Genomic DNA, 9,550 nt, shown 5'->3' on the forward strand with positions numbered 1-9,550 from the left:
ATCGCATGGCTCTCCACATCGGTGCCGTGACCCGCAGCATACCGCGGCACACATGGTGAAACGCCGGCCGGGCAAAAAATTGGGAACGCCGCGGCCGGGATTTGAAAGGACGGGACCATGAACAAAGTAAAAGCACTCATCAGCGGTGTGGCACTGTCGGTTGCGATGGCAACCTCGGCCCTGGCGGCGGGCGTTGATATCAACGCATCCTCCACCGGTCTGGCCATGCAGGGCTACGACCCGGTCGCATATTTCACGGACGGCGCCCCCACCAAGGGCAGCTACAAAATCACTTCCATTTACAATGACGCAACCTACCGCTTTGCATCGGAAGAGCACAAAGCGGCCTTTGAGAAGAACCCCGAGGCCTACGTGCCGGCCTATGGCGGCTACTGCGCTTTCGGCACCGCAATGGGCTTCAAGTTCGACGGTGACCCGAACCACTGGAAAATCGTCGACAACACGCTGTACCTGAACCTGTCGCAGGACATTCAGGACCGGTGGGAAGGCGATATCCCGAACTTCATCCAGAACGCCAACGCCAACTGGACCGACATCGCCGACAAAGACCCGGCGGAACTGCAGGCTCAATAAGGCATTAGCCACCACTCACGTGCGAGCAGCCGGCGGCAGGATACCTTGCCGCCGGTTTTTTGTTTAGCTGGCCTTTGCTCATACCGCGCCTCTGCCTTGCCCTGGTCCAAATTCCGCCGCAGTCTCAGCGCAACCCAGGGGAGATTATTTTTAAACAGGTTTCAGATGATCTCCCGCATTCTTTCCGCGTTTGAAAGCTTTGCCTTCAAGTTCCTCGACTTTGACGGCCGCGCTACCCGACTGGAGTACTGGTGCCTTATCCCATTGGTCTGGCTGTTTATTTTCCTGATGCTGCCTGGTGATGCCACTGAGGTATGGAGGCATCTCCTGCGGGGTGAGGTACCGCCGCTGAACCCCTTCCACTATGGCTCGCTCGGGTTGTTCCTGTTCACCTTTGTCCCGCGGCTGTCGCTGACCGTCCGCAGGCTGCATGATGCCGGGCGCAGCGGAAAATGGGCCAAGCTTCCGTTCACTGCAGTTTCGCTGGGGCTGGTGTTGAGCGTTGGCCTTCTGACAGCAATTCCGATGAGTGATCCAAGCGGCCTTGGCCCCGGTCTGATGATTGCCGGATCGCTGACGGCCTCCCTGTCCGGCAGCTTCTGGGAGGCGCTGTTCAATCTGGCAGCCTTCGCCGATGCACTGGACTGGGACGCCATTCTGGCCACACTGATGGGCGTTGCGGCTCAGGCCGATCCGGGGGCAGTTCTCGACGAGACCGGAGCCATTGCGGCGCATGACCCGCTGCTCGGGTTTCAGTATCTGTTCCAATTTACGCTGATCGTGCTTGGGCCGATCATCGCCCTTCTGCTGCATCTCTATTTCATGCTGCTGCCCTCGCAGCGCGGCGAGAACGCCCACGGCACCAGCGCGCTGATATCCCGCACGCGCAGATCCCGCAGCGGCCAGGAGAATGCCTACGCGGGCTATGCCTATCTGACCAAGCGCACCGAGGAAGAGGAATGGCAGTTTCAAGCCGCCCGCAAGGCGCAGGTTAGGGAATTGTATTAGCGCCGGGTGCTGGGCAAGCCGGACAGCTGAGCGCGAATTTGGAAACCGAAGGGCCGCGTCCTAAACGCGGCCCTTGCAGTTTTAGTAAGCGAATTCGCTGTAAATGCGGCTGAGGTCCCCGTCCCAGGCACCGTGGTAACGCTCCAACAGCTCATCCGCCGGGACCTTGCCGCTTTCCAGGCTGTCCTTCAGCGCATTGAGGAAATGGGTCTCATCCGGGACCAGGCCGCCTGCGCCGGGCTTGTGCCGGGCCTTGAGGCCGCTTTCCGAAATTGCCACCACCTCACGCGCCAGTTCGTGCATGCTGATGCCGTTCACCTTGGCCTGCAGCCCCTGTTCGGAGGCCGCCACCCGCAAGCCCTCACGGGTCTCGGCGTCCCAACCCTTGACCAGATCCCAGGCCGCGTCCAGCGCGCTCTGGTCATAGGTGAGACCGACCCAGAAGGCTGGCAGCGCGCACAGGCGGCGCCAGGGGCCACCATCGGCGCCGCGCATCTCGATGAATTTCTTGATGCGGGCCTCGGGGAAGATAGTGGTCAGGTGGTCCGCCCAGTCGCTCAGCGTCGGGGTTTCGCCCGGCAGAGCGGGCAGCTCGCCCTTCAGGAAGTCGCGGAACGACATGCCCAGCGCATTGATGTACTCGCCGTTGCGGTAGACGAAGTACATCGGCACATCGAGCGCATATTGCACCCAGGCCTCGAACCCGAAGCCCTCTTCGAACACAAACGGCAGCATGCCGGTGCGGTCGGCATCCAGCGAGCGCCAGACGCGGGAGCGCCAGGATTTGTGGCCGTTCGGCTTGCCGTCCAGGAAGGGGGAATTGGCAAAAAGCGCCGTGGCGACGGGCTGCAGCGCCAAGGCCACCCGCAGCTTTTGCACCATGTCGGCCTCGGACGAGAAGTCGAGGTTCACCTGCACGGTGCAGGTGCGGCGCATCATGGTGGTGCCCATGGTGCCGACGTCCTGCATGTAGCCGTCCATCAGTTTGTAACGGCCCTTGGGCATCAGCGGCATATCTTCATGGTGCCAAACAGGGGCCGCGCCCAGGCCGATGAAGCCGACGCCGATCTTGTCGGCGATGTCCTTGACGTCGCGCAGGTGGGCGTTCACCTCGTCGCAGGTCTCGTGGATGGTTTCCAGCGGCGCGCCCGAGAGTTCCAGCTGGCCGCCCGGCTCCAGGCTGATGTTGGCGCCGTCCTTGGTCAGGCCGATCAGGTTGCCGCCCTCAACCAGCGGCGCCCAGCCGTGACCGTCGCGCAGGCCTTCCAGCACCGCTTGGATGGAACGCTCACCGGCATAGGGCAGCGGCTTCAGCGTGTCCTTGCAGAACCCGAATTTCTCATGTTCGGTGCCGATGCGCCAGTCTTCCTTGGGCTTGCAGCCGTCGGCAAGATACTGGGCAAGCTGCTCGTGGTGTTCGATCGGCCCGCCGCCGGACTGGGGAATGGACATGCCTGGCACTCCGTCCTGTTAGGTCAGTGTTGAAGGGTCAGTCGTGGGCGGAATCGCCGCCGGTGTCAATGCAGGCGCAGATGTTCCGGCCGGCTGGAATTGCGCTCCCAGATCACGACCTGGTGAGCGCCTTTGCGCCGCAGTTCCGTCAGCATGCGTTCGGTTTTGAGCCCGGGCAGCGCGGCAAAGACGTCAAACAGCGCCTCATAGCCTTCGGCATTTACCGGGATCGCCAGCGGTGGCTGGCCCGGCTGCTCCAACAGCCAGTGCGGTGGTTTGGAGGAGTGATCAAGCGCCAGGCGTTCCAGTTCTGAGGCCGCCACTGCACCGCCGGTCAGCGGCCCGAAATAGGCAATCTGCCCCTCATCCACCTGCACCACGCCGGGCCCGCCTGTACCGCGCCGGAAGCGCATCCGCTGGGCGCCGATGACCGCAGTCACCAGGCCGGTGGCCACAAAGGCCCAGCCGGTGATGGCGGTGAACCCGACTGAGGAAAACGCCCATTTCAGCCCGAGCAGAAACATCATCGCTGCGGCCAGGACTTCGCGCCATTGCCACAGGGCGGCGCGGGCTTCAGGGCGGATGAAACTCATATACTTGCCTCATAAAAACGTCTGGCAGGCGCTGCGGCCTGTCTTGACCCTTATGTGTGCGGCCCGGCTTGCGGATGCAATGGGCAATGCTGCAACTGCTGCCCCGCCCTAGCCGCCATCGACGGTTACAGGCCCGGAAAACTCGACAATCCGGTAGTCGCCGATGCGCTCGAAACCCAGTTTCCGGTAAGCCCGGACGGCGGCGGTTCCCGCGGCAAACAGAATCGCCTCCTGCACGCCGCACCCATGCGCCTCTGCCAGGTGCAGCGCCACGGCGCGGCGGGCAAAGCCGCGGCTTCGCTGGCCCGGCGGCGTGTAGACTCCGCCGACCTGCACCACCTGAGGCAGCACCGCGTTGAAGGCAGTCATTGCTACCGGCAGCCCGCCCAGTTCCAGGATCCGCCCGCGGCCGCTGTGCACCAGCGCCTCCGCCCGCGCGGTGGAGCGCTGGCGGATTTCCGGCAGGTTCTGAGAGCCGAAGATCTCCTTGTCATAGGCATGGCGCCATTCCGTGATCAATGGCACGTCCTCAGGATGCATCGGCCGAAGGCTGCTGCCGCCGGAGGGGATCTGCAGATCCTTCAGCTGCAGCCGGAAATGAGGCTCCTCCTCGGAGAAGCCGATCGCGTCCCGGTCCAGTTCCAGCGCGGTCAGCAGGGTCTCCGCCTGCCCCGCCTCCCCCGTCAGCGACGCGATCTGCCGTCCGGCCAGCGCCTGACGCAAACCGGGGGCCATTGCGGGAGCGAACTCCGGTGCCTCGAACATGAAATAGCCAGCCTCGGTCAGGCCGAATACCCCGGAGACCTGCCCCCCGGCTTCGCTGAGCCAGACAGTGGTGGCCTTAGGATCGCCAGTGGCGTTCAGACCGTGGTCGCGGATGTTGCCAGACAGAAACATGGAGGTTGCCGCGCGCGGCGCCAGAAACCCCTCGATGGCCTGCAAATCTCCCTGAGATGCTATGCGAATCAATTTGCCCTCCATTTCCGGTTCCCGCACACGCATTGCCCGCCGGAGGCAGGCCCGCGCCAAGCATCCCTTGCCGGCGGGGGCCGTGGCAACTCCGGGTTGCGGCCAATTTAACAGGAAGGGGTTTCCAGACTCTGATCCGGGCGGAACTGACATCTCATTAGGCGCGGTTCAATCGCTCAGGCTACCGCTCCTGGCAACACCAGCATAAGGGGCTGTAACCGTTTCAAACTGCATCGAGGAACAGTCCAGAAGAAGCTCGCGCCCAACGGCAGTCTTGCGGAAAAGCCTGGCTCCGCTGCACTCGTAGCACTCCAGCAAGCTGGAAATCTTTCCGCGCTTCTCGTCAACCTCTTCTCTCAATGCTGCCTGGCTTTCGTACGAAATGCCCGCGCATTTACGGTTCATGCAGTGAAACCAGTTTTGCCGCCTGGTGTCCTGCTTTAGTCCGCAACTCAGCTCAATCACCCCAGCGTCATTTATCGTATGACGAAATGTTAGTGTTTCCGCGTCCAGAAAGTACCCGCCAGCCTCCAAGTCGAGCAGTCCAGTATGGCATTCCAGAGCCGTGAAATAGGGTGCAATGCTTAAAGCCGTGAAGACATCAGGTGTACCCCTGTGCATCGCGCTGTAGATGAAGTACTTGCCGTCGGGGGACAAAGCACAGGCTGTTTCAAAGACCCTTGTCTTAAGCCATTGCCCCGGCGCAAATTTATTTCCGTCTGTATCCCAGGCAATCAGTCGGTACAGGCTATTCTTAGCGCGGTAGAGTACGACAGCTGACGAATTCTCCGCCGCAAAAAACAAATGTAATTCGCGGCGCGGTTCATTCATTACCAGTCCCCCAGCGCCTGCTGCCAAAGGGTCATGGCCGCCACCGCCGCAGTGTCTGCGCGCAGGATGCGGGGGCCAAGGCTGACCACATGGGACTGCGGCAGCGCGTGCAGGCGTTTGCGCTCAGACTCGGAAAAGCCGCCCTCGGGACCGATCAGGATGGCCCAGGGCGCGCCCTGCCGGGTCTGCGCCGCCAGTTGCAGAGCTTTGCCCACTTCGGCCTCGTCACAGAACATCAGCTGACGGTCCTGCGGCCAGGCATCCAGCAGGCGCGGGAGCTTTTGAAGCTCCGCCACCTCCGGCACATAGGTGCCGCCGCATTGTTCCGCTGCTTCAACGGCATGGGCCTGCAGCCGGTCCTGGCGGATGCGTTCGGAATTGGTGAATTCGGTCTGCACCGGCAGGATGCGGGCGGCGCCCATCTCCGCCGCCTTTTCAACGATGAAATCGGTGCGCGCTTTCTTGATCGGGGCAAACATCAGCCACAGATCCGGCGGCAGCTGCAGAGGTTTGCTCTGCTCCTGGCACACCAGTGTGCCGCCGCGCTTGCCGGCCTCCGCCACTTCAGCCAGCCACTCGCCGTCCTTGCCGTTAAACAGCGCCACAGGGGCGCCGGCAGACAGCCGCATCACCCCGAACAGGTAATGCGCCTGATCCCGGTCCAAAGGAACCGTTTGCCCTGCCCCCAAGGGGTGCTCTAAATACAGTCTGATTTTTGCACTCATGGGGTCCTACATATGCAAGGCCAGAAGCCAGCGCCAGAGGGTCAGGTCGCGGATGCGGTCACCGGAAATTGGGTCGACACACATGCCCCGGAATGGACGCGCCCCTACCTGCGCCTCAGCCGCGCTGACCGGCCGATCGGCACCTGGCTGCTGCTGATCCCCTGCTGGTGGGGGCTGGCGTTGGCCATCCTTGCGGACCAGACACCGCGCTGGCAGGACCTGTGGATCGCCATCGGCTGCGCCGCCGGCGCCTGGCTGATGCGCGGGGCGGGCTGCACCTGGAATGACATCACCGACCGAAAGTTCGATGGTCAGGTGGAGCGCACCCGCTCGCGCCCGATCCCCTCTGGCCAGGTGACGGTCAAGGGCGCCCTGGCCTGGATGGGGCTGCAATGCCTGGCTGGCCTTGCGATCCTTCTGACCTTCAACCAAGCGGCCATCGCCATGGGCATCCTGTCGCTGCTGCCGGTGGCGGTCTACCCCTTTGCCAAGCGGTTCACCTGGTGGCCGCAGGTGTTCCTGGGCCTTGCCTTCAACTGGGGCGCCATGCTGGCCTGGGTGGCGCATACCGGCTCCCTCAGCTGGCCGCCGGTGCTGCTGTATCTGGCCGGGATCGCCTGGACGCTGTTCTATGACACCATCTATGCCCATCAGGACACCGAGGACGACGCGCTGATCGGAGTGAAGTCCACTGCCCGGCTGTTCGGGACGCAGACGCCGATGTGGCTGCGCCGCTTCATCGTCGCCTTTGTATGCCTTATGGCGATGGCGGTGATCGGCGCGATGCTGGACAGTGCCTCGGTGCTGGCGCTGGTGCTGGCGCTGGCCGCCCCTTGGGCGATGGGCTGGCATATGACCTGGCAACTGCGCGCCTTTGACGCGGAGAACAGCCAGCGGCTTTTGCAGCTGTTCCGCCTCAACCGCGATACCGGCCTGATTCCGCTGATCTTCTTTGTCCTGGCCATGTTCGTGTGATTGAACCGCGGCGCCGTGCAGGGTAAGAGCCTGTAACGCAAACTGGGAATGTACCGCCGTATGCGCTTGTCTAAGCTGATGATCCCGGGCCTGGCCTTCGCCGCCGCAGCGGGGCTGAGTCTTGTTGCCGCCGGATTTGCCGTCACTGCCGTGGAGCGGAACACCGAGCGCGGGGTGCGCCAGGCGCTGGACGGCGGCGGCTATACCTGGGCTGAGGTGACGGCGGACGGGCTGCAGGTGCTGCTGGAAGGTACTGCACCTGATGAGGCCACCCGGTTCTCGGTTAAATCCCTGGTCGGCACGGTCGTCGATGCGGCCCGGATCGTGGACGGGATGGAAGTGCCTCCTGCCGATGGCCTGGCGCCACCGCGGTTCTCGGCGGAAATCCTGCGCAATGATGGCGGTATTTCCATTATCGGTCTGATCCCAGCGGGTTCCGGCCGCAAGGCACTGGTCGAGGATCTGGAGGATCTGGCCGGCGCGGAAAACGTGGCCGATTTCCTGGAAACCGCAAAATACGGCATTCCCGAAGGCTGGCCTGAGGCGATGGGCTTTGCGGTGGAAGCGCTGAAATTGCTGCCGCGCGCCAAGATCTCGGTTGCGGCGGGAGAGGTCTCGGTGACCGCCATCTCCGGCAGCGAGGAAGCCAAGGCGCAGCTGGAAGAACGGCTGGGCCGCAGCGCGCCGCCGGGATTGCGGCTGGCGCTGGACATCGCCGCGCCGCGGCCCGTGATCACGCCGTTCACCCTGCGCTTCCTGCTGGACGGCGACGGCGCGGAATTTGACGCCTGCTCCGCCGAAAGCGAGGAAAGCCGCGACCGCATTCTGGCCGCCGCCCGAAAAGCCGGGCTGCAGGGCGAAGCGGATTGCGTGATCGGCATGGGCGTGCCCTCGCCGAACTGGTCCCGCGCCGCAGAGCTGAGCATTGCCGGGCTGGCAGAGCTGGGCGGCGGATCGGTCACCATCGCCAATGCGGATATCACCCTGGTGGCCCCGGAAGATACGCCCGAAGAACGTTTCGATCACGTGGTTGGCGAGCTGGAAAGCGCCCTGCCCCGGGTCTTTGCCCTGCACGCAGTGCTGCCGGTGCCGGAGGCGCAGGATGCAGGCGGCGTGCCGGAATTCACCGCCACCCTCAGCCCCGAAGGCCAGGTTCAGCTGCGCGGCCGCCTGTCCGATGCCGCCCTGCGCAAGGTCGCGGACAGCTATGCCAAAGCACGGTTCGGCTCCGGTAACGTGCATACCGCGGCCCGGGTGGCCGCCAACTTGCCCGCGGACTGGCCGGTGCGGGTGCTGGCGGGGCTGGAGGCGCTCTCCTATCTGCAGCGCGGCGCGGTCACGGTGACACCGGGCAACGTGGAACTGCGTGGCATGAGCTACCGCAAGGACGCGCCGGCAGAGATTGCCCGCTTCCTGTCGGCCAAGCTGGGTGAGGCCGAAACCTATGGCCTTGACATCACCTATGAGAAGCCGCCGGAACCCAAGGACAAGCCGCTGCCGCCGGAACTGTGCGAGGCACAGCTGGCCAGCGCTCAGAGCGAGGGCAAGATCACCTTCGAGCCGGGCTCAGCCACCATTGCGGCGGACAGCGCTGGAACTATGGACCGGATCGCCGGCATCCTCGGCCGCTGCGGCCCGGTGCGGCTGGAAATCCAGGGCCACACCGACAGCCAGGGCCGCGAGGAGATGAACCAGAACCTCAGCCAGGCGCGGGCGCAGTCGGTCTTGAACGAGCTGCGGGCGCGCCGGGTGGTGACCTCGACCTTCGCCGCCAAGGGCTATGGCGAGAGCACGCCGATTGCCGACAATGGCACCGAGGACGGCCGCGAGGCCAACCGCCGTATCGAATTCAAGCTGATCCGACCGGCAGCCACGGCAGAATCTGCGGAAGACAGCACCAGTGACGAGCCTGCTGGAGAAGAACCCGACGAAGGCGCAGAGGGCGCACAGGAGACCACAGAGTAATGAACAGGACTGAGTTCATCATCACCACCGCGATCATCCTGTTTGCGGCCTTCGCCATGGGCTGGTTCGCCAATTGGCTGGTGCACCGCTTCACCCGGGTACGCCAGAGCGACGTGGCTGACCTCGACCGGATGAGCCAGGAGCTGCACGAGGCGGAGGAGACCCGCGACCAGGCGATTACCTACCTGCAGCAGCGCGAGGCGGAGCTGACCAATCAGCTGACCCAGACCGAGGCTGAGTTGCGCGCCGCGATGGATGGCCTGCGCGAAGCCCGCCGCGAGGCCGAAGAGCTCCGCAGCCAGATCCCGCACTGACTCTATCGCTGCGGCGCACTCCCGCGCCTGCAGGCCGCGCTGGCTGCGCAAGCACAGCCTGAGCAGCCTTGGGCGTGGCGCCGCGCTTACGCGCGGCGAGGGCCGCTTCGCACCGCCTGCGGGT

The 9,550-nt window shown here is 64.1% G+C and carries 10 protein-coding genes; 5 read left to right on the forward strand and 5 right to left on the reverse strand.

The features are described from left to right. Positions 1-117: 117 nt before the first annotated feature. On the forward strand, positions 118-594 hold the full coding sequence (locus AC4HIX_RS09220) for a YHS domain-containing (seleno)protein (RefSeq protein ID WP_475050065.1): 477 nt from the start codon (positions 118-120) through the stop codon (positions 592-594). A 165-nt stretch (positions 595-759) separates the two neighbouring features. Next, positions 760-1,602 (forward strand): DUF805 domain-containing protein, encoded by an 843-nt coding sequence (locus AC4HIX_RS09225; protein ID WP_490398770.1) that lies wholly within the window; start codon positions 760-762, stop codon positions 1,600-1,602. Between the two features lie 81 nt (positions 1,603-1,683). Here the strand turns inward: AC4HIX_RS09225 and AC4HIX_RS09230 are convergent, their stop codons facing one another. The 5 genes from AC4HIX_RS09230 to AC4HIX_RS09250 all read right to left on the reverse strand — a co-directional run bounded on the left by AC4HIX_RS09230 (position 1,684) and on the right by AC4HIX_RS09250 (position 6,172). Then, positions 1,684-3,054: a glutamate--cysteine ligase gene (locus AC4HIX_RS09230; RefSeq protein WP_490398771.1), complete on the reverse strand. Its 1,371-nt coding sequence runs from the start codon at positions 3,052-3,054 to the stop codon at positions 1,684-1,686. Positions 3,055-3,119: 65 nt separating this feature from the next. Further along, on the reverse strand, positions 3,120-3,647 hold the full coding sequence (locus tag AC4HIX_RS09235; protein ID WP_475050059.1) for a hypothetical protein: 528 nt from the start codon (positions 3,645-3,647) through the stop codon (positions 3,120-3,122). 108 nt (positions 3,648-3,755) lie between these two features. Then, entirely contained in the window at positions 3,756-4,616 is an 861-nt protein-coding gene (locus tag AC4HIX_RS09240; protein WP_490398772.1) for a GNAT family N-acetyltransferase, read from the reverse strand. A gap of 168 nt (positions 4,617-4,784) precedes the next feature. Beyond that, positions 4,785-5,447 (reverse strand): hypothetical protein, encoded by a 663-nt coding sequence (locus AC4HIX_RS09245; protein WP_490398773.1) that lies wholly within the window; start codon positions 5,445-5,447, stop codon positions 4,785-4,787. Further along, the gene (locus AC4HIX_RS09250; RefSeq protein WP_490398774.1) at positions 5,447-6,172 is read right to left on the reverse strand and encodes a 16S rRNA (uracil(1498)-N(3))-methyltransferase; all 726 of its coding nucleotides are present in this window, start codon (positions 6,170-6,172) and stop codon (positions 5,447-5,449) included. Before AC4HIX_RS09250 ends, AC4HIX_RS09245 begins: the two co-directional genes overlap by 1 nt. A gap of 12 nt (positions 6,173-6,184) precedes the next feature. Between AC4HIX_RS09250 and ubiA the strand changes: the two genes are divergently transcribed. From ubiA to AC4HIX_RS09265, 3 genes are read left to right on the forward strand one after another with little or no spacing between them, the layout of a single operon-like run. Then, entirely contained in the window at positions 6,185-7,147 is a 963-nt protein-coding gene (gene ubiA / locus AC4HIX_RS09255) for a 4-hydroxybenzoate octaprenyltransferase (RefSeq protein WP_490398775.1), read from the forward strand. A 60-nt stretch (positions 7,148-7,207) separates the two neighbouring features. Beyond that, complete coding sequence (locus AC4HIX_RS09260) at positions 7,208-9,112, forward strand: OmpA family protein (RefSeq protein ID WP_490398780.1); 1,905 nt, start codon at positions 7,208-7,210, stop codon at positions 9,110-9,112. After that, positions 9,112-9,426, forward strand: coding sequence for a hypothetical protein (locus AC4HIX_RS09265; RefSeq protein WP_222479373.1), 315 nt, complete (start codon positions 9,112-9,114; stop codon positions 9,424-9,426). Before AC4HIX_RS09260 ends, AC4HIX_RS09265 begins: the two co-directional genes overlap by 1 nt. Positions 9,427-9,550 lie beyond the last annotated feature (124 nt).

Source organism: Leisingera sp., from assembly GCF_982940295.1.

Bases quoted from the DNA above. Each gene is read 5' to 3' on its own strand.
- AC4HIX_RS09225 (WP_490398770.1), top strand. From the start codon at position 760: ATGATCTCCCGCATTCTTTCCGCGTTTGAAAGCTTTGCCTTCAAGTTC.
- AC4HIX_RS09250 (WP_490398774.1), bottom strand. From the start codon at position 6,172: ATGAGTGCAAAAATCAGACTGTATTTAGAGCACCCCTTGGGGGCAGGG.
- AC4HIX_RS09265 (WP_222479373.1), top strand. From the start codon at position 9,112: ATGAACAGGACTGAGTTCATCATCACCACCGCGATCATCCTGTTTGCG.
- AC4HIX_RS09245 (WP_490398773.1), bottom strand. From the start codon at position 5,447: ATGAATGAACCGCGCCGCGAATTACATTTGTTTTTTGCGGCGGAGAAT.
- AC4HIX_RS09230 (WP_490398771.1), bottom strand. From the start codon at position 3,054: ATGTCCATTCCCCAGTCCGGCGGCGGGCCGATCGAACACCACGAGCAG.
- ubiA (WP_490398775.1), top strand. From the start codon at position 6,185: ATGCAAGGCCAGAAGCCAGCGCCAGAGGGTCAGGTCGCGGATGCGGTC.
- AC4HIX_RS09220 (WP_475050065.1), top strand. From the start codon at position 118: ATGAACAAAGTAAAAGCACTCATCAGCGGTGTGGCACTGTCGGTTGCG.
- AC4HIX_RS09260 (WP_490398780.1), top strand. From the start codon at position 7,208: ATGCGCTTGTCTAAGCTGATGATCCCGGGCCTGGCCTTCGCCGCCGCA.
- AC4HIX_RS09235 (WP_475050059.1), bottom strand. From the start codon at position 3,647: ATGAGTTTCATCCGCCCTGAAGCCCGCGCCGCCCTGTGGCAATGGCGC.